This window comes from Lactobacillus sp. ESL0246, from assembly GCF_003692965.1.
In the GTDB taxonomy this organism is placed as follows: Bacteria; Bacillota; Bacilli; order Lactobacillales; family Lactobacillaceae; genus Lactobacillus.
The window spans coordinates 58,452-78,873 of sequence record NZ_REHC01000014.1; the positions used below are offsets into that span (position 1 = coordinate 58,452).

Here is a 20,422-nt window from a genome sequence, read left to right on the forward strand (position 1 = left end):
TTACGTTTACTGGATCAATTACATTAAAAGAACAAACAAAAATTGTCTGAAAAAAAGGCACTAAAAGAGTAAAAAATAGATCAAGTTTTTCCAAAAGGGAATTCTTGGTCTATATTTTTTCCCAGACACTCTTGTTTTTATAAATATCTTACTAAAATTCATTTGATACTTTACTTATATATCGGATGCCGATATACTGATAATAAAAAAGGATCGTGTCAATTTTGAATCCTGAACATATCGTCTTAACAGAAGCCTATTACTACATCCTATTATCATTATTTAAACCATTACATGGCTATGGCATTATGAAGAAAATTGCTGAGCTATCTGACGGCAGAGTCATGCTAGCTGCAGGTACATTGTATGGTGCACTGAGTAAATTAGAGCAAAATCAATGGATTAAAGCCTTGCCCGTAAACAACTTTGATCACAAAAAACAATATGTTATTACTTCCCAAGGAAAAGAAATTGTAATCAATGAACTTAAGCGATTAGAAGAATTGGTAAATAATGGGCACAAAATTATGGAGGATAACTAAATTGGAAAAGAAGAAGTTCCGGCTATTTTTTAGTGACAAACAAGAAGAAACTTGGCTTAATCAAATGGCAGCTGCTGGCTGGCAGTTAACCAAAATTAAGGGGTTACTCTATTATTTTACTAATCAAAAGCCCAAGTATATTTATCGCATTGATTTTCTTGATCCTAAAGCTTCTAAAACGAAACAACAAGATTATATTAATTTTATTGAAGAGACCGGTGCCGAAAAAATTGCACAAATTGGCCAATGGATCTATTTCCGGCGTCCCGCAGTTCAAGGAGACTTTCAACTTTATTCAGATAATGATTCCAAATTAAGTTATTTAAAACGCATTCGCAGACAAATATTACTCACAATGCTATTTCCATTACCACTAATTCAACTGCTCATGACTGATATTAGTAATGGCAACAGTGGCTGGGCAAGATACTTTAGCTTAGGTTTCTTTGTCTTATTTGAATTATTTTTTCTACTCAAACTAAGTACTTTGTCGATCCGTATTAAAAAATTAATTGCTAGTTAATTTTTTAATTTATGCCAGTAAATAAAAACGACAACCATCATAATCGTTGCCGCTTATTTTTTTATTAAGATACCTAATTTTTTCTAATACTTTTAAAAAGTACAAGCCATTCATAAATAAAGGCAATGATTGCTATTACATAGTCGCATCAATGGAAAGCATTCGTAAAACCAAATACGGAAAGTAGCAAAACTAAAATCAGCAATATACTATAGTAAACAGGGATAACATAGATTAGATTATGCTTATTAAGCCAAAGAGTCGTCTATTGGTAAAAGTTCAAAAGCGAGAATGATAAAACAGCAATAACGTACTCATCTTTTATTCCCTTATTCACTAACTTCTTGTACCCAACCTTCTGGGCCTTTTTCATTACCATATTGAATGTCAACCAATTCTTGATATAGCTTGGTTGTAATCGGGCCGGTTTCTTCCTCACTATAAATCACATGCTTTTGTCCTTGATAAGTGATTGACCCAACTGGCGAAATAACAGCAGCCGTACCCATAGCTCCAGCTTCTTTCATCCCAAAGGCCTCTTCTAAAGTAATCTGACGTTCAACTGGATTTAATCCTTGCTTTTTGGCCAATTCGAGCAGTGATCTTTTAGTAATGGAAATTAAAATCGACGGTGATTTAGGTGTCACAAATTGCCCCTCTTGCGTAATGCCAAAGAAATTAGCCCCGCCAAATTCATCAATATATTTATGCTCGCGTGGATCAAGATAAAGACAATCAGCATAACCCTTTTGATGCGCTTCAACTGACGGCAATAAACTACTGGCATAATTGCCGGCAGTCTTAGCTTGACCTGTCCCAGCATAAGCAGCCCGATCGTAGTCACTGACAATATAAGCCACCGGATTTAACCCCTTAATGTATGCGCCAACTGGTACGGCAAAAATACGGAAAGTATATTCATTGGCGGCTTGAACGCCCAAAACATTGGAAGTTCCTACCATGAATGGCCGTAAATATAAGGTGGCTCCACTATCATACGGTGGTACAAATTCTTGGTTAGCCAAAACGACTTGCTTAACTGCAGCTACAAAACGCTCTTCCGGAAATGGTGGCATCGCCAGGCGCTCAGCCGACAAAGTAAAGCGATGGGCATTTTGCTCCGGACGAAATAAGTTGATCTTACCATCTTTTCTACGATAAGCCTTTAGACCTTCAAAGATTTCCTGGCCGTAATGTAAAATTTCAGCTCCTTCAGACAGCGTCAAAGTTGAAGATTCGACTAATTTACCTTCCTGCCATTGACCATCTTTAAATTTTGCTTCATAGCGATATGGCAAATCGCGATACACAAAACCTAAGTTTTTCCAATCAAGATCTTCTACTCGTTGTTTCATAAAAGCCTCCTGCTTAGCTAATTTATTTAATTATAATTTAATTATTGACTAATTTATGCTATAAAACTCCTAATGTCAATAGACAGTAAAGATAATTTGATTATTTTATTTAGTCATACCCCATATGTTTACATTTAAGTAATTAAAAGCATATAATTAAATTATTAAATGTTTTTATTACATATAACCAATACAAATTAATATTAGATCAAGGATTAAAGTATGAAGATGAGAAAAATAATAAGTAAAGTAGCTATTCTACTTTTTTTTGGTACTAGTGTATTGAGTAGTTTTAATGGGACCATTCAAGCGTCAGACATAGTTCCAGATACTAAAATTGCTACTACTAGTGAAACTAAAAAGGATGAAACAATTGATCAAGCTTGGTCACAGAAATTAGCTAAGGCTGGTTATGTTTTTAGACTAACTAAGAGTGTATATTCAACACTCTATCCTGATAACTGGATAGATCATCAAGCTTATAGTAAAAAATATGCCAAAAAGATAGTTGCAAAGAAAATGTTATTTAAAGTAGATCAAGCTAAATCGATTGAGAATGGTAGTGCTGTTCATATCATTTCACAAAATGGTAAATATCGCTTTTGGGTAAACTTTTTAACGGATATTGATAATGTTAATGGTCATAAAAAGTCACTGAAAGCACTAATTAATATTGAAACTAAGATAATTAGAGATGCCCATCCCCAAGCAGCACTAAAGCAATTTGCAAAAGCAGAAAAAGCGACAACTAAGTTAAAAGGTAAAGATCGAAAACTTGCACGTGAATCACTAAAAGAATTAAAACAATGGTCTAAGGATGAGCGCTATGCCAAAATACCTACACTTTTAATTGGTAGTTTGTAAAGAAAAATGGCAAAAAGGAATCTGGGAAAAGCTAATTCCCTTTCACTTTTTGACGGTCAAATAAATTAACTTTAATCAAATCTTTCAAGGTTAAGTATAACAAAATTAAAACGGCTATTTAAAATTCAAGGAATAAGTTTTTTATATCAAGACTTATTCCCTTTTTCATACACGAATTTGTTAACAAAATGGCACTTATTAAATAAAACTAAAAACCATTATGTTTGAAACTAAAGGCTAATGTTATTTAGGAATACTGCAATATTTGCTATAACTAAGCTTGAATTAATAGCAAATTGTTTTGAGGGCGGTTGGCTGTTTTTCCTAAGAAAGGAGAGGGTGCTTATGGCACGAAATTCTTCAGAAAGGTTGACAGTCATTGAGCGTTTATCATGCGCTAGAATTAGCACTGGCATTCGCCACGTTTATTATTGTCTTGTTGACTTATATCGACAAACACAAGTAAACAAAAAGACCGTCCCAACAATAACTTTGGCGAGTTATGGGATTGGTCTTTTTGATTGAAACATAACTTTGCCAACCGCCTTTAAAGCGGCTGCTTGAAATTCAGAAGAGAAGTCTTGTTCGTACAAGGCTTCTTTTTCTTTACAGTCATATTGTAGCACGTTTAGTTTTATTTTGTGGAATAACTTGACTGAGTAATTCCATATTTTTCTCTGTACCGTTTGAAAGTGATCCGATTAATTCCAGTTACCTTGCTGACAGCAGTATCAGTCATACCACTTTGATAGAGTTTAAAGGCGTGTTGCAATTGTGGATTGTCTTTATCATATTTAGGCTTTCTACCATGATAACGCCCCTCAGCTTTAGCTATTTCAATACCTTGACGTTGGCGCTCCTTAATTCGTTTACGCTCGCTTTCTGCTTGATACTTGTATAATTCCAAAATTAAGTTATTCATTAGCTGACGCAAATTTGGGTCTTCAATACCACGCAAGGAGGGAAAATTTAAAATATCAAGTGTTGCACCTTTTGCCTTTATGGCACCCATGATTTTAGTCAAATCTTGATTATTACGCCCTAACCGATCAAGTTCAGTTACAATTACGACATCATCTTCACGAATATAATCTAACATGTTTTGTAATTGGGGGCGTTTAGTGTTTGCCCCTGACATTTTGTCACAGAACAATTTATCTACTTGAATTTTTTCTAATGATTCAATTTGCCGATCTAAATTTTGATCACGGGTACTAACACGTGCATATCCAATTTTTGCCATTTTTCAAATCCTTTTTGAACACAGTCTAATGAACATTGATAAAAATTAGTATAACACAATTTTTAATATAAACAATAGAGTGTACTCTAATGATCATTAATATAAAGTACATATAATGTATCGCAAGTATCTATGATATCAGAATAGTTATATTTTAGACAAATTTCAAGAATGAGTTCATTTTGAATTCTTTCTATATCTCGTTACATTAAAATAGTAGATTGAACTAATTAGTAATGCCATACCATAAACGTATTGTGTGCTTATTGAACCAAATTTTTCTATAATCCAACTTCCTACAAATGTACCTAATGGTATCATTAGCGAAAGTAAACTATCATTGATAGTATCAATTCTACCTAAAACTGCCGATGAAAAACTGGTTTGCACTAGAGCTTCAAAATTAATGTTCATCATTGTAATCCATAAAGAAGAGATTGCAGAATTGACCAAGGCGAAAACTACACTAGCATTTACAGTTAAGGGAACCAAAAGTCTAAATACCCCCGCTCCTAAAAAGCAGAAAGAAATAAAAGCTGCCATATTCTTTTTTCCTAACTTAAAATGCTGTATAACAAATGCTCCTAATATGCTTCCTAGAGAGGATGCCATCAATAGACCACCGTAACCAATTGCCGAATCGTGTATATAACTTTGTGCAAAATATGGTAATCCAATGTCAAAAATACCAAAGAAAAAGTTAACCACGCATAACGGTAACATCAATTTAATAATATTACTTTCATTTTTTAAAGTAATCCAACCAATTTGTAAATCCTTTAAATATGAACCTGTGAAATATTCTTCACTTTTTAGTACATCTTTTGCAAGTATATTAATTTGAACTTTTGCATAGGTAAAAAGTGCAATGGCAAAGATAACTGCCGACAAAATAATAGTTACACTAATAGAAGTTGTAGCAATAACAAATGTAGTTATACCATCTAAAACCAAATCTAATATTTTATAGCTTATTTGAAAAAGTCCATTGAAGTGGAGTAAATCATTTTTTTTCAACAAAGAGTGGCAATAATTTATATTCTGTTGGATATATAATTGATGATAATGTTGTTGATATACTGAATAATAGCAGTAAAAATATGTCAATGATTACATTATTTTGCTTAAGGTTTAGTACACAAACAATAATAACGCTAATCATAATTTGTATGAGAGTTGAATATTTTAGTAATTTTTTAACGGATAGACGATCAATTAACGGACCAAATCCAAATGAAATTATGTCAATTCCAGCTTCAATTGAAAAAATTAGCGCTACCATTAGTGGGGAATGACCAGTTTCTTTGAAATACCAAAGCAGCGCCATATAGAATAAACTATCAGCAATATTAGTTGCTACTCGCCCAGCTAGTAACTTATAAACGTTTAAATATTTCTTTTTTAACAACACTTTCCCGTCCTTAAATATTATTTAATTAGATATATTATCTTTGCTCTGCCTTAACTCTTCAATATCATGTTGCAAGCTATAATCCCAGTTGGCTTCTCGAGGAAAGAAAGGAAATCTACCACTTGGATCAGCAATAGTATATTTTTTTAATAGACGCCCTACATAGAATCCTGTAATTTGAGCTGAATATATTGCTTCTGGAACTCCAGATATTGGCATAGTTACACTTCCTGTAGCAAATAGTCCTGCAATCTTAGTTTCGCCAAAAGCATTTGATTGGATAAAGCCATTTTTTTGTAAAATCCCCAACTGTTTCTGTAATCAATTGGTATTCCTTTTTTGAGCATATCTTTTTGAAATTGTTTGATATTACTTAAATAATATTTTTCACTGTCGCTGTTGAGTTCTATAAATAAAAATGGTACTGTGAAAATTTCATCGAAAAGATTAACTTTGCTCCATACTATTTTTTTACTATCTTAGACTTTAAGGGATTTAATTTTTCCCATGCCCATGTAACTTGATCTTGGACTTTTCTAGAATATGTTTTAGATTTTAATGTTTTAAAATAATGGCTTAAACATAAAGAGGCAAGAGATAGGTTATTCCCGGTTATTCCTTTGTATTGTTCAATATAGTTTTTTATCATAGTAAATAGCGGTTTGTTGTGTATAGTGACGAAACTAGTACAAATGCCTAAATTGGTTAGTTCTAAACCCTCTTGATCAAGTTTAAGACCAGAACGTATATCAAAAAAGATAATATTATCAATGTTTGAAATCTTGTTTTTTATATTTTCTAATAGATTTGTTACATTGTGCATTGATGAATCCATTATCAAAATTTTCAATTTAGCTTTCGATGTATTAATTGATAAAATCAATTTTTCTATATTTGTAACAGACAATGAAGTATCATACTTTATTGGTTCAAAAAAGAATACATTTGAAGTACTATTTAATTTCCAGTCTAAATTAATTTTAATTCCCATACTAGCTAATATCTTTAAAAAATATTTTGTTTCATAATAACCAACGCTAGCCTGAATTTCCAAGTTATTCTTTAAAAAACTATTTAAGCAAAAGAGAAGGCTTGTAATTGTATTCATGCCACTTGAGAATAGAAAAGTTTTATTAAACATTCCATTAATTGAATATCCCATTAACTCTGCAAATTCATTTTCATCATTCAATAAAGTCTCGTAAGAAAAATGGTAGTTAAAATTTTGAATATCTTTTATGGTTGTACCCCAAAGAGTAGACTTATAAATCTTTGAAGTGGTTTCACTTATCTTTTTTATCCATTCTTGTCTAATGGCATTATTAAAATTAACCAAAATCTTTTCATTTCCTACTAAATCTAGACTAGTTAATTTTTTGCTGGAAATTGTTAACCCCATATCACTTTGTATGTCACTAAGATCATTAAATTCTTGAAGTTGGTTTTTATATAAATTCATTTTTAAACCTATGATTATAAAAAATATTCTCGTGGAAATTTTATTCCATGTAATTCTCTATGAGTAGTAAAATAATATGCTCCAACTGGATATAAAAACACGGTGTTTCCTATAGAAAGAGGAGAATCATCAATGTATCCAAAACAATCATTTTCATAACATGTGTTTCCATATATAAAAGTTTTCATTTTTGGTGAATTTTTTATACTATTACTAGCTATAATTCTGGGAACATACCATGAACTATCATTAAATTGGGAAGTATTCAGAACAACATTTCTAAATTTTCCATTTATCTCTTGATCTATTACTTTAGCTTTAAGAATACCAGTTGTTCTTACAATTACAGAACCAGGCTCTATAAAAATAGAATATTTACTTGGTATTTTTAGATAAGTAATAAATTTAGCAATTTGCTTTTTTAAAAAGAGATTATCCCAACCTCCTCCTAAGTTAATGGTTGTGACATGTTTTAAAATATCAAGGGTTAGAATTTTATTTATAAATATACTTAGGCTAGAGTGATCATAGAATACTTTGTTTTCTTGATGAATTAGAATATTAGTTATCTTAAAGTTATACTGAGTTTTTAATAGCTCTATTTCCTTTAATTGTGAAATAGAAGACCCAAATCTTGAGTAAAAACTCTTATTTGAAAACATAGTTCTAATTCCCTTTATTCTGATTCCAATATTGCAATTTTTTTATATTCATTTGATTTTAGAAAGGTTTGTAATTGCTCTATTGAATTAAAGTAAAATATAGTATCTTTATTTATAAGTAATTACTAAAATTAAATCCAGTAGCTGAAATCAATTTGTTTTTAAATTGCTTAATATATCTATATTCTTCAGTTGAAGAAACGCTAAAACCAGATACATACTTAGATTAAGTATTTGATTACTTCAGAATTGCTACATGCTTTAACCGAATATAATAGCTTGACATTGTTACTTTTTATAGATAGAATTTCATCCATAATTTCACTCATATTTAATTTCAAAGCTTTTTTTAAATAAATAATAGCTGGCGAAACAATACTGTTAGAGCTTCTAATGCCATCACTTACTATATTGGTCATGTTATTCATTGTTTTACCTTATCCAATACCAATATTTTAATTTATTTCAAATATTAAATTAATTATAACGCTTACGATTTAAATAAATCAAGTGATTTAACTAAAACTAGTAGAAATTGATTAGACCATTAGATGTACTCGATTATAAATTTGATTTTTGCCATGATTATACGTTTTCGCACCATAATAATCACTTCTTTCTATTAAATTTTGCTTTAAAGCCAAAATGACGCTTCCCCTTATAGACGTAATTTTTGAGCTGCCCCTTTACTGCATAAGGCTTGCCGCTCTTACTAGTAGCCTGGACAGTGATTTCTTCGCCCTGCAACAATTGATTTTGTTCTTCTGGCGTAAAAATATGCGTCCCAAATTGCTTTTTAAAGCTCACTTGCTTATTTGTTGGTACAAATGTACCAGTAACATAGTCTTCACTTTGTGCTTTATCTGGTAAATCTGGCTTAAAGCCAAAAAATTTATTACCTTTATACGTTTGCTCTGCTAATTTGCCGCTAACTTGGCCCCGTTCAGTATTAATTGTGATTGTTTTATTCGCAAAAAGCTGTGTTAACTCGCTTTCGGTAAAACTATGGTCGCCCCATTTGGTCTTGATAGACACCTCTTTACCTTGCCAATTCCCAGTAATTTTTCGGACGTTTATTTTTTCTTGGCGTTTATTCCACTCCATTTTGGCTTTCTGCAATTCTGGCACAGAAGTTAAATTAAGTTGATTGCTTAACATTGTCTGCTTATCATGAATGACGATATTAGCCATAGTATCCGCTGCTTGAAATATTAAAGCATTAAAGATTGCTAGACTGGAATAAAACATAAAAGAAAACAAAAAAGCGATCACAACTGTTTTCACATGAATTATCATCTTTTTAATAGCGTTAAATAAGCAAGAGATAAATTTTTCATACCAAACTGTATTATAAATTATAAAACTCTTAATTTAGGCATCAAAAACCCTCTAAATTAAATCTAGAGGGTTTTTGAACTTGTTAAAATTATTCTGTTTTATTTTGCGTGATTATTCTTATCTACAGGTTGTACATTAATATCAATAATGGCATCCCCATTTAAGTACACATGGGCACCATCTGCCGTAAAGTTAACTTCCTTAGTATCCGGTGATTTCATTAATAATTTTGCAATTGGCGTTTCCATTTCCTGTTCAACAACTCGACGTAAAGGTCTTGCACCAAACTTCTTGTCATAGCCTTTTTGTGCAAAATAAGTTTTTGCTTCAGGTGAAACTATCAGCTTGACGTCTTTTTTAGCTAAAACATGAGCCATCTTCTTTAGATAGATATCAATAATTTTTGTCATATCAACTTGCGTTAGCGAATTAAATGGAACAATTGCGTCCAGTCGATTCAAAAATTCTGGTCTGAAATATGCTTCAAGTGCCTTAACCAACTTATCATGATCAGCTTGACCATCCTTGAGTAGGTTATCAGTGTAGCCAGCATTTGAGGTCATGATTAAAATCGTATCTTTAAAAGAAACAGTTCGCCCTTGCGCATCTGTTAAGCGACCATCATCCATAATTTGTAATAAAGCATTAAAAATCTGAGGATTAGCTTTTTCAATTTCATCAAATAAAATTAAACTGTATGGCTGGTGACGTACCTTTTCGGTCAATTGACCACCTTCACCATAGCCAACATATCCCGGTGCTGACCCAATTAGCTTATTCACGGCCATTTGATCTTGATATTCCGACATATCTAAGCGAATTAAATGATTTTCGCCACCAAACAATTGAATTGCTAATTGTTTAGCTAGTTCTGTTTTACCAACACCGGTTGGACCAGTGAGTAAGAACGAGCCAGTAGGACGATTATTATCTTTAAAAACTTGTTTGCGGGCAATTGCATCCGTAATAACTTCGATAGCATTATCTTGATCAATTACAGTCGCTTTTAATTTTTCGGCTAAGTCAAGGTTCTTCTGCCCTTCACTTGCATGCAATTCACTCATTGGGATCTTAGTCTTAGTTTCAATTAAAGCATAAATATCCTGGTCTGTCACACGCGGAACTGAAGCTTGGTCTAAATGATCCATTTGCTCACGTAATTTTTCAATTCGTTTCTTGAGTTCACTCGCCTTTGCATAATCTTCATTTTGTGCAGCAGAAGTTTTTTCATTTTCTAATTGCTTAATCTGTTTTTTCAGACTTACTTCATCATTTGGTACAGCATCAAGCCCCTTCTTCGCTCCAGCTTCATCAATTAAATCAATTGCCTTATCCGGTAGATAACGTCCTTGAATATAACGCTGTGACAATTCGACTGCTAAGCGTAAAGCACTATCACTATATTTAACATGATGATAGTCCTCATATTTTTTCTTAAGACCTTCTAAAATTTTAACCGTTACATCAGTAGAAGGTTCTGGCACATCAACTGGTTGGAAACGTCTTGCCAAAGCCGCATCATTTTCAATTTGACGATACTCTCCTGTCGTCGTTGCACCAATTAGGTTTAAGTCACCGCTAGCTAAAGTTGGTTTTAAAATATTAGAGGCATCACCACTATTATTTTCCGAATCTGTTGACCCTGCGCCAACAATATTATGCAATTCATCAATAAATAGAATGATATTAGGGTTGTTTTTAGCTTCATCAATTACTTTTTTCAAGCGTTCTTCAAAGCTACCCCGCAAACTAGAACCTGCAACCATATCGTTAATGTTAATTGCAATGATATGCTTATCCTTCATCTTTTCGGGAACATCGCCTTGAGCAATCTTTTGGGCTAACCCTTCAACAATTGCCGTTTTACCAACTCCAGCCGGTCCAATTAGCACTGGATTATTCTTCTTGCGCCGACTTAAAATTTCAATAACCTCTTGAATCTGTTCGTCTCGTCCAATCACTGGATCATATTTGTTATTTTTGGCTTGTTCAACTAGATCGACACCGATAGGCTTTTTCTGTTGTGCTTGACCATTAGTGTTCAGATTTTGCGGTGCCATATTCATACTGCCTGAATAATGAATTGGAATTGATCCGTTACTATTATTACTATCATTAAAGAAAGAATTGTTTAATTCATTAAACAAATTATCAAATTCATTGTCAAAATATGTCATATATAGCCACCCCTTACATAAGTTATAAATTATTTATTAGCACTCAAAAGCTTTGAGTGCTAATTTCTTATACTTTATATTTTAGCAGGTTATCCACAGAGTGCAAGAGATATGTCTTATTTTTCCACAACTAAGTCTAAGATCAATCTTAAATAGAAAAAGCTTTAAAGATAGTCATTAATTGATTATCCTTAAAGCATTAAGATTATTTTTGATATAATTTTAAATGTTTTTGCAAATATCCTGCTGTTAGGCTTGCCTGATTTGGGAGAATATCACGAGGAGTACCATCAGCTATAATTTGACCACCATTTTTTCCACCTCGTGGTCCCAAGTCGATCATATAATCACTATTTGCCATCATATCTAAATCGTGGGTAATAGTAATAATGGTTGCATCATGATCCAGCAATTTTTGCAAGACTTTTAGCAGAGTTCTCACATCTTGTGGATGTAAGCCAACTGTGGGCTCATCAAAAACAAACAAAGTTCCCTTTTGTTGGCGATGCAAATGCTTGATTAATTTTAATCGTTGCGCTTCTCCACCGGATAATGCAGGAGTCGCTTCGCCTAAGTGTAGGTACCCCAATCCCATTTCATGCAGAGTGGTCACTGTTTGCAAGATTTTGGGTTCACCCTTAAATAGCTTCTTGTTTAAAGCTTCATCCACAGAATAAGCGAGTACATCAGCAATGCTCAGGTTATGCCATTTAACTCGTAAAACTTCTTTATTATAGCGATGACCATTACATAAAGAACAAGTTTCAACTATATCGGGTAAATACTGTATGTCTAGTGCAATCACGCCACTACCACCACAAGCTGGACATGCTCCCTGCTTATTATTGTATGAAAAGTACGAAGCTGGATAATGTAACTGCTTGGCTAATGGCTGACGTGCATACAATTGGCGTAAATTATTCATGATATCAGTATAAGTTGCAACCGTTGAGCGCTGATTCTTACCTACAGGAGTAGAATCAACACTGACTACATTATTAATCCCAGTTGCAGATAAATCTGTAACCCAGCTTGGAGTGCTTTTATGCGCTTTTTGTGCCTTTAAGGCCGGAAGCAAAGCATCGAGAATTAATGTAGTTTTTCCGGCTCCAGAGAAACCAGTAACCGCCGTCATTTTGCCCAGCGGAATTTGGACATGAACATTATTAAGATTAAAATGATGGTCAACCGTAAAGTCTAATTTACCTTGCTTAAAGAGTTGCTGTTTTGAAGCTGGTTCCCGCACTAACAACTGTGCAGTTCCGGTTAAATATGGTCCTATTAATGAATTTGAATCTTGTTTAAGCTGATTGGGCGTTCCTTGAGAAATAACTTGTCCGCCTTGACTGCCAGAGCCTGGACCAATTTCAATTACCCAATCAGCCGCATCAATAATTGCAGTTTCATGATCAACAACTACTAAAGAATTCCCCTGATTAATAAGCTCATGAAAAATATCAATTAATCCGTCTATGTTAGCCGGATGTAATCCTACCGATGGTTCATCCAATACATAGAGTACACCAGTAGTTTCCGTTCTTAAAGTTCGCCCCAGTTGAATTCGCTGTAATTCACCGGTTGACAAGCTATTGGCAGGTCGATCAAGACTTAGATAATCTAAACCTAATTTTAATAATGGTGTAACTTGATGCAATAATTCGCCCAACAGATTTTCCGCTAAATCTTGCATTTCTATGGGTAATTCCTGTTTAATTTTGTCTAAGTATTGTGGTAACTCACCCAACGTTAATTGTTCAGCTGCCACAATGCTTTTCCCAGCAACCAATTGCTGCCAGCGGCTCGGATCAATTCGATAACCATGGCACCTCGGACAGGTACTAAAGTGATAAAAAGTATTGATACGCTCAAGTCCACGTTCAGATTTAGTTGTTTTGCGCGAATTAATTACTGCATTATAAGCATTCTCATATAGAGCATCCAAATGATAGACACGTCCTGTTGAAGTTGGGATATCTACTGGTACTTTACGTTCTTGTCCATGTAAGACGATTTCTCGTTCTTTAGTCGTTAATTCATGGTAAGGAACGTCAGTTCTCACTCCAAGTTCACGAGCAATGCGCCACATCCAATTACGACCTGGAATTTGCCAAGTTGCAATTGCCCCATTTTCTAAAGATAAATTTTCATCGACAACAATTTTTTTGTCATCAAGCTGCTCTACCTGACCCAATCCCTGACAAGTTTGACATGCGCCATCTGAATTAAAGGCGAAGTCTTCAGCACTAAAAGCATAAAACTGGACTCCACATACGGGACAGTTAATTCGTCCCATTGCTTCACCACTTAAATCCATCGCTTGCGCAATTTTAATAGTTGGCATAAGACGATGGCCATTCGGACAAACTGGTGACCCCAACCGTGAAAAAATCAGCCGCAGAATATTAAAAATTTCCGTTACTGTTCCAACTGTTGAACGTATGCCAGGAACCGTCGGTCGCTGCTTTAAAGCCAGTGCTGAGGGAATATGCTTTACTTCATCCACATTTGCTTTCCCCACCTGACTAATTCGGCGACGAGTATAAGTTGCAAGGGAATCCAGATAACGTCTTGCTCCTTCGGAATACAAAATTCCCATTGCGAGACTGGACTTACCAGATCCGCTAAGCCCAGAAATTACAACAAATTGATGCAAGGGAATATCAACATTAATATTTTTTAAATTATTAACACGACCACCAATTACTTCGATATGCGTAGGCTGTTTTTGATATCTCACTTTTGAATATCCTTCCCTTTATTTTCAAATTTTCTAGACTGGTGAAGCAAATATTGTCGAATAGTTTGCACTACCTGCTTATTCTGTGGTAAATCGGAATGATCTGCTTCTTTACCAGTTACTGTCATAGCTGTATATGCTTTAACCTGATTTTGAAAAATGAACTTTCCTGCAGCCACGCTACTTTCGGGAACTATTCCATCGGAGTCATAATCTTTACCCCCCGATAAAGAATAAACTCTCAAATTTTTTGGTAATTTTGAACGATTCTTTACAAAATCAGCCAACATCTGCGTACGATTATCAGTGTTTGTTTCTGTAAAATTATACGGAGTACCCAACGTTAATAAACGCTTCATTTTAGTTTCACCATTGTACTGTGAATAATAATGTTCTAACCAATAAGTCCAAATCAACCCACCATTAGAATGACCAAAAGCCTTAAAATTATTAAATTTGTAATTATGCATCAGTGAGTCAAAGGCTGTATCAAGCCAAGTTGCCTGTTTTTTTATATTTGCATACCCATCTTTATTATTAGCAAAGCCAATAATAATAAACGGTTCTAAATCATTTTTCCCAATTGTGCCGCTATAGGACAATTTTGATTCACGTGAAACAGTGATTTTCATCACACTATGATGATTTTCCGACGATTGATTAAGTAGGTCAATTAGTTCATTAAAGCGTTCCGTCGTTGCACTTGATCCTGGAACCATAATTACGGGAGAAAGTTGCGATTTACTTCTTTGTGCACGCGCATTATTTTCTTTTTTCATCCAAACATAACTGGGAACAGCTAGAAGCAATAATATTAGTAATAATAACATTAACCATTTAAAATTAGGATTTTTGTGCATTAATAGTCCTCCCTTCCTTGGATCTTAGCTTTAAATTTACTAGATCATTAATCTTAATGATAGGCCATAACATTGCTATATCTAGTATGAATAACAAAATCGTAAAAAACAAAGCAGACCAGTTACCATTTGTCCCAAAAAATGAAATTAAAATTCCAGGGGTTCCTTTCAAAATTGGGTATACACAAACTGGAATTAAACGGAAATAGATTGCTCCAGCTGCCAATAGTATATTAATTATTGGGATTAACATACTGGGAAGTAAAAAAATTGGATCCAGCAATATAGGCAGACCAACGGCCAATCCAATTGTTGAACCAAAAGCAGCTGGCAAGAGATTAACCTTGGCTATTGCCTCAATTTCGGGATTATTATGTTGTAGCAAAAGCAAAACTATGATCGCTAAAAGTATACTTGCTCCCCCCATTACTCCATAGCTATTTATTAATGAACTACCTAAAAACTTATATGGAACATTCCATGAACTGCCATGTTGAAAAGCAACTGTCATATTTTCAGCTGTGTATGCATTATTAAGTGATTCACCGATTGATCTTAATGGAAAACCAATACCGATCCAATTCAAAAATGTGATCACAATTGTCAAAATTATAACTTCACCAATATTATTAGTAGTTTGAACACGACTAACTATTTCGCTGAAACTAGCAGAATTTATGACTTTTAATTGTAATTCATAAATAATTATACCCAATATAATTCCTATGCTCAGTGAAACCATTGCTGGTAGCAATGCATCCCATGCACGTTGTCGAATAATTTTAGTACTTTCTACTTTTACTGGTAAATATTCTTTACCTAGTAAGTGGAAAACTTGTCCTACCATATAACCCACAACTAAAGAAATAAAGACAGAGTTTATCTGGAGTATTCCAGAAGAATACACATTCCCTGATCGCTGCCCACTTGTAGACCCATAAGAACAAAAGAGTAAAATGATAACGCTAGTCAAGCCCGCTAAAGTTGCATCTTTATGATAAATATGAGCTGTATAACGTGCCATAAAAAAGCATGCATAAACTCCAAATACACCAAAAGTTACCTCAATCATTCCTCGGCTTACAAATAATCCCGCATACCATAAATGATCTGGGATAATTTTATCTAGCCCAAAAATATTGTAAACCATACCTTCTGGTGAGAAAATCAAGTCAAGAATCAGTTTAAAATACGAACCTAGCACCGCAATTGGCATCAGCATAACAAGTGTTCGCTGAATAGCTCTAAAAAAGGGATTCGAACGAATTTTCAATATAAATCTAGCTGCATAATCTAACATTTGCCAATCCCCTTTTAATTCTAATTATATATTTGAATTAAAATAATACTCTCTTTATGATTTTTCAGCAATCTTCACATATAGTTTACTCTTATTATTTTTTTATTAGATAAACATAAAATGTTATAATAGAATTAATTTTTAGAGGGTGAAAAAATGAGTAAAAGAAAAATCGAGTTAAATGAAAAAGTTGAAAAGCTGGCAGCAAAATATTTAAAGACATATGATATTGACTTGGATACATTAACTAATAAAGCATTAAAAGCATATTTAATTGATCATCTGAGTTCCAGCCAGATCAAAGAAGCACTTCGTGAAAATGATAATACAAGTTCAAATTATTCTGGTAGATTATTTCCAAACAATATTGATGATCTAAATTTATAAGTATTTAGCATAAAAAAAGCAGGAAACATCCTGCTTTTTTTAACTTAAACTAAAAGTAAGTATCGGGAAAACTAGCTTTTTAGACCTAAAATTAGATCAAGTATTCCTTTAGGAAAAATCTTGATCTATTATTTTTTTCTTAAAATAGCTCCTTCTTCTCTGCATTTCTACTCCAATATTGGCTTAAATTCATCATCATAAACATTAAACCAATATCGGTTTCTACTTTTTTATTTTCGCGTATTGGATTAGGGCAAAGAGTAGGATCTTGAGCATCATTTTAGTATCTGGTTTTTCCTAGCAACTTTTCTTTTATTAGTTGTTTATTTTCGTTTGTTTTTAGTTAGACAAATTCTGTTACCGCAGCAGCAATTAAAATAATCACCAACCCAGCAATCGTAACTGCCATCTCTTTCTTAGTCTTTTTCTGATCTAAAAACCAAATACCAGTCAATGTCGCTAAGATAACCGAAGTCTGCGATAAAACAAAACCAGTAGCTAGTCCGTTCATGTTGGGCTGTGCCGAGATCAGGTAGGTCAAAGCTGCAAAGGCAAAAAAGAAACCAGCAAAAATTTGTTTATAAGAAACAATTTCCGTAAACGGGTTTTCATCTTTATTTTTAATTGCAACATAAATGCCATAAACAATTCCTGTTAATAACATCCCTATTGCTTGCGGCAAAAATGCGTGTTGACCATCAACGTGCGCTGCTTGTGGAGCTGCTGAGTAAGCCCAGTAACCAATTTCACCAAATAACAACCAAATCGTCGCTTTTTTCAGTAAGCTTGACTTTTGCGCGGTTTTTTTTTCAGACCAAACTGTCATATAGGCACCAATAATAATCGCCACTAAAGCAATTGTCCCAATAATTTTAGCAGGAATCCCCGGCCAGTTACCTAAAGCAATGACACCCCATAATGAAGCACCTAATAATTGAAAGGCTGTCGTAATTGGCATTGCCCGCGATGAGCCAACCAAGCCAAACGACATAAAGGTAACAATTTCCGCGCTGGCCCAACCAATACCGGAAATAATCGACAATAATAATGCCGAACCCGTTGGCATTGTATAACCACCGATAAGGGCATAAACTAAACCAAAAATAAAAGTTCCTAAAGTCGTTCCCAAGATTTGGTTAGCAGGTTTACCACCAATTTTTGAAGCAATTGTTGGAAATAACCCCCAGCCCAAAAGTGGGCCTAGACCAACTAATAATGCTGTTGTATTCAATTTTTTCTCCTAATTAAAAAACAACGTTACTTTCAAGTAAAATATTTGCAAATGGCGTCATTTCACCAGTTCTAACAAAAGCCTTGCAGTCCTTCAGGCTTTCCTTTAATTCCTCATGAGTAATAAATTCAATTGGTGTGTCTGGTAGACGCTTTTTAATTTTAGCCAACATTTCGGGATTTTCCGTTTTAATTTCACTAGCTAAAAAAATTCGTTGAATTTCTAATTCCTCAAGCACATTGTTTAAGACATCCATAAAACTAGGAATTCCCTTAGTTACGGCTAAGTCAATTTTTTCTGTGCCCTTAGGAACTGGCGTGCCCGCGTCACCAATTGCTAATTTATCAAAATGACCCATTGTTGCAATTACACGTGACAGATCTGAATTAATTACCTTTGTTTTTTTCATGTTGCTTCACTTTCTACTATCAAGACTACTTAACTTGATCGATTTCTTTCTTGTATGGGATTGATGGTTGAGCACCATACCGTTGCACTGTTAATGATGATGCCTTGTTGGCAAAAATTATCGCCTCATGCAAGTTAGAAAAATCTGGTTTTAATAAACTAGACATGGAACCAATAAAAGTATCCCCAGCAGCAGTCGTGTCAACTGCCTTGACCTTAAATGCTGGGACCAACTCGCTCTGCCCGTCAAAATCATAAAAAGCACCTTTTGAACCGATCGTAATAATTACTGCCTTAACACCTAACTCATGCAATTTAACGGCAGCTTGGCGAGCACTAGTTTTATCAGCAACATGTACTCCGGTAATTGTCTCAGCTTCTGTCTCATTTGGTGCAATCATATCAGTTAACCTAAGCAACTCTGCCGGAATCTTAGCCATTGCTGGCGCAGGGTTTAAAATTGTCTTGACCCCATTAGCACGAGCAATTTCAAACCCCTTAATTGTTGCTTCTACCGGAGTTTCAAATTGCGCAATCACAAAGTCACTGCTAGAAATCAATTTGCTTTTTTTATCAATATCCTTGACATGAAAATCATAATTGGCACCAGCATAAATCGTAATTGAGTTTTGCCCTTCATCATCAACCGAAATAAAGGCTTGACCAGTTGACTCATTCTTAATCGTAGTAATTCCAGAAATATCAATTTTTTCCTGTTTAAGCAAGTCTAACATCTCGGTACCCGGTGCATCATCACCAACAGCCCCGATAAAGCTAGTCACACAACCCGACCTCGCAGCTGCCACTGCCTGATTGGCACCCTTACCACCAGCGGCTGAATAATGTTCCTTAGCATGAATAGTTTCCCCCGGCTTAACCATGCGCTCAACACGCAGATTGGTATCAAGATTAATGCTGCCAATAACTGTAACTTTGTTCATCTTTTTCTCCTTTCGGCAATTTGCTAAATTAGCCTACGTCAAAATTATAGCATACTTAAAACCGCTTCCAAATCGTAATTTAAGTTTTTTATACCAGTTTAAATCATAACTATTGAAGTTATTTATTCAGTAAAGGTGTAATTTATAAAAAGACAACTCCCATTATTCATTGCTTTGGTAACCATTATGGGCATCATGATTGGCAGCAAGGCTTTTTTAATCGCTAGTGTTTCAGCACTAACGCAGAATGCTTGGCTAAGCATTCTCGTTTAGCCACTAAGCAATTTAAATTCTTTCAATGGCTGAATGAATTTTAAGCGTAACAGAACTTGCCACTATCTTTACAGAAGATGGTGGTTAGATAAAATACTTACAAGAAATTTATGGCTCTAAAATTGCGCCGCTCTTAATTATCTTCGTAAATAAATTCCCAGTTTCAGTAATTTTTCGACACCTTTGACAACTTAACTAACATACTAGTCTACATTTCACTGTATTGATATTATTAATTCATCACAAAAAAGGTATGCTTTTCATGTATCAAAATCATATCACAGGCCAAATACTGGTAGACCAGCTTACCATCCAACAATGATGCTCAAGATCCTACTCTTTGTCCTAATTCCAATACGCGGAAAGAAAAAGTAGAAACCGATATTAGTTTAATATTTATGATGATGAATTTAAGCCAATATTGGAGTAGAAATGCAGAGAAGAAAGAGCTATTTTAAGAAAAAATAATAGATCAAGATTTTCCTAAAGTGATCTGAACCCTAAAATTAGGACAGATTATTAAACTTTAACTTAGGACTAGTTCCCGATATTTTATCGGGGCTAGTCCTTTTAATTTTATTTTTATTCTTTCATTATTGTAATAATCGATATATTCTCTGATCGCCTGTTCTAATTCAGTTAGATTCTTAAAATTTTTTTCAAACCCATAAAACATTTCTCTCTTTAAAATGCCAAAGAAGCCTTCCATTA

The 20,422-nt window shown here is 34.0% G+C and carries 21 protein-coding genes and 1 pseudogene; 5 read left to right on the forward strand and 17 right to left on the reverse strand.

Features of this window, described 5'->3' with window-relative positions; all coding sequences use genetic code 11:
* Nucleotides 1–215: 215 nt before the first annotated feature.
* On the forward strand, nt 216–542 hold the full coding sequence (locus F5ESL0246_RS07745; protein ID WP_199699528.1) for a PadR family transcriptional regulator: 327 nt from the start codon (nt 216–218) through the stop codon (nt 540–542).
* A 1-nt stretch (nt 543) separates the two neighbouring features.
* Nucleotides 544–1,065, forward strand: coding sequence for a DUF2812 domain-containing protein (locus F5ESL0246_RS07750; protein WP_158592806.1), 522 nt, complete (start codon nt 544–546; stop codon nt 1,063–1,065).
* Nucleotides 1,066–1,394: 329 nt separating this feature from the next.
* Here F5ESL0246_RS07750 and F5ESL0246_RS07755 read toward each other — a convergent pair.
* Nucleotides 1,395–2,423, reverse strand: a pseudogene (locus tag F5ESL0246_RS07755) (branched-chain amino acid aminotransferase); the annotation flags it as partial.
* A gap of 219 nt (nt 2,424–2,642) precedes the next feature.
* On the opposite strand from F5ESL0246_RS07755, the gene F5ESL0246_RS07760 reads away from it, so the two are divergent.
* Both F5ESL0246_RS07760 and F5ESL0246_RS08550 read left to right on the forward strand, forming a co-directional pair.
* On the forward strand, nt 2,643–3,284 hold the full coding sequence (locus tag F5ESL0246_RS07760) for a hypothetical protein (protein WP_122019349.1): 642 nt from the start codon (nt 2,643–2,645) through the stop codon (nt 3,282–3,284).
* 379 nt (nt 3,285–3,663) lie between these two features.
* On the forward strand, nt 3,664–3,750 hold the full coding sequence (locus F5ESL0246_RS08550; protein ID WP_369916880.1) for a putative holin-like toxin: 87 nt from the start codon (nt 3,664–3,666) through the stop codon (nt 3,748–3,750).
* Between the two features lie 168 nt (nt 3,751–3,918).
* Here the strand turns inward: F5ESL0246_RS08550 and F5ESL0246_RS07765 are convergent, their stop codons facing one another.
* The 12 genes from F5ESL0246_RS07765 to F5ESL0246_RS07815 all read right to left on the reverse strand — a co-directional run bounded on the left by F5ESL0246_RS07765 (nt 3,919) and on the right by F5ESL0246_RS07815 (nt 16,471).
* Complete coding sequence (locus F5ESL0246_RS07765; protein ID WP_122019352.1) at nt 3,919–4,527, reverse strand: recombinase family protein; 609 nt, start codon at nt 4,525–4,527, stop codon at nt 3,919–3,921.
* Between the two features lie 177 nt (nt 4,528–4,704).
* Nucleotides 4,705–5,544 (reverse strand): MFS transporter, encoded by an 840-nt coding sequence (locus F5ESL0246_RS07770; protein ID WP_233551619.1) that lies wholly within the window; start codon nt 5,542–5,544, stop codon nt 4,705–4,707.
* Complete coding sequence (locus F5ESL0246_RS08405; protein ID WP_233551620.1) at nt 5,531–5,935, reverse strand: hypothetical protein; 405 nt, start codon at nt 5,933–5,935, stop codon at nt 5,531–5,533. The genes F5ESL0246_RS07770 and F5ESL0246_RS08405 overlap by 14 nt, the downstream gene beginning before the upstream one ends.
* 24 nt (nt 5,936–5,959) lie before the next feature.
* The gene (locus F5ESL0246_RS07775; protein WP_122019355.1) at nt 5,960–6,247 is read right to left on the reverse strand and encodes a hypothetical protein; all 288 of its coding nucleotides are present in this window, start codon (nt 6,245–6,247) and stop codon (nt 5,960–5,962) included.
* A gap of 154 nt (nt 6,248–6,401) precedes the next feature.
* Complete coding sequence (locus F5ESL0246_RS07780) at nt 6,402–7,397, reverse strand: hypothetical protein (RefSeq protein ID WP_122019359.1); 996 nt, start codon at nt 7,395–7,397, stop codon at nt 6,402–6,404.
* 14 nt (nt 7,398–7,411) lie between these two features.
* Nucleotides 7,412–8,059, reverse strand: a complete 648-nt coding sequence (locus F5ESL0246_RS07785) for a hypothetical protein (protein WP_122019362.1) — start codon at nt 8,057–8,059, stop codon at nt 7,412–7,414.
* Nucleotides 8,060–8,280: 221 nt separating this feature from the next.
* Nucleotides 8,281–8,487 carry a hypothetical protein gene (locus F5ESL0246_RS07790; RefSeq protein WP_122019366.1) on the reverse strand — a complete coding sequence of 69 codons (207 nt, stop codon included), beginning with the start codon at nt 8,485–8,487 and terminating at the stop codon, nt 8,281–8,283.
* Between the two features lie 181 nt (nt 8,488–8,668).
* Nucleotides 8,669–9,355 carry a hypothetical protein gene (locus F5ESL0246_RS07795; protein WP_158593161.1) on the reverse strand — a complete coding sequence of 229 codons (687 nt, stop codon included), beginning with the start codon at nt 9,353–9,355 and terminating at the stop codon, nt 8,669–8,671.
* Between the two features lie 140 nt (nt 9,356–9,495).
* Nucleotides 9,496–11,574, reverse strand: coding sequence for an ATP-dependent Clp protease ATP-binding subunit (locus F5ESL0246_RS07800; protein ID WP_122019374.1), 2,079 nt, complete (start codon nt 11,572–11,574; stop codon nt 9,496–9,498).
* A gap of 205 nt (nt 11,575–11,779) precedes the next feature.
* On the reverse strand, nt 11,780–14,311 hold the full coding sequence (locus F5ESL0246_RS07805; protein ID WP_122019377.1) for an AAA family ATPase: 2,532 nt from the start codon (nt 14,309–14,311) through the stop codon (nt 11,780–11,782).
* Nucleotides 14,308–15,171 (reverse strand): alpha/beta hydrolase, encoded by an 864-nt coding sequence (locus F5ESL0246_RS07810; RefSeq protein WP_122019380.1) that lies wholly within the window; start codon nt 15,169–15,171, stop codon nt 14,308–14,310. The genes F5ESL0246_RS07805 and F5ESL0246_RS07810 overlap by 4 nt, the downstream gene beginning before the upstream one ends.
* Complete coding sequence (locus F5ESL0246_RS07815; protein WP_122019383.1) at nt 15,155–16,471, reverse strand: PTS sugar transporter subunit IIC; 1,317 nt, start codon at nt 16,469–16,471, stop codon at nt 15,155–15,157. The genes F5ESL0246_RS07810 and F5ESL0246_RS07815 overlap by 17 nt, the downstream gene beginning before the upstream one ends.
* A 156-nt stretch (nt 16,472–16,627) precedes the next feature.
* Between F5ESL0246_RS07815 and F5ESL0246_RS07820 the strand changes: the two genes are divergently transcribed.
* Nucleotides 16,628–16,858 carry a hypothetical protein gene (locus F5ESL0246_RS07820; protein ID WP_122019390.1) on the forward strand — a complete coding sequence of 77 codons (231 nt, stop codon included), beginning with the start codon at nt 16,628–16,630 and terminating at the stop codon, nt 16,856–16,858.
* Nucleotides 16,859–17,201: 343 nt separating this feature from the next.
* Here the strand turns inward: F5ESL0246_RS07820 and rbsU are convergent, their stop codons facing one another.
* The 4 genes from rbsU to F5ESL0246_RS07840 form a co-directional block, all read right to left on the reverse strand.
* Nucleotides 17,202–18,089 carry a ribose/proton symporter RbsU gene (gene rbsU / locus F5ESL0246_RS07825; protein ID WP_122019394.1) on the reverse strand — a complete coding sequence of 296 codons (888 nt, stop codon included), beginning with the start codon at nt 18,087–18,089 and terminating at the stop codon, nt 17,202–17,204.
* Nucleotides 18,090–18,102: 13 nt separating this feature from the next.
* Entirely contained in the window at nt 18,103–18,498 is a 396-nt protein-coding gene (gene rbsD / locus F5ESL0246_RS07830) for a D-ribose pyranase (protein WP_122019398.1), read from the reverse strand.
* A gap of 25 nt (nt 18,499–18,523) precedes the next feature.
* Nucleotides 18,524–19,438, reverse strand: a complete 915-nt coding sequence (rbsK, locus tag F5ESL0246_RS07835) for a ribokinase (RefSeq protein ID WP_122019401.1) — start codon at nt 19,436–19,438, stop codon at nt 18,524–18,526.
* 799 nt (nt 19,439–20,237) lie between these two features.
* On the reverse strand, nt 20,238–20,422 hold a 185-nt coding region (locus F5ESL0246_RS07840), incomplete at its 5' end, for an IS3 family transposase (protein ID WP_147441037.1).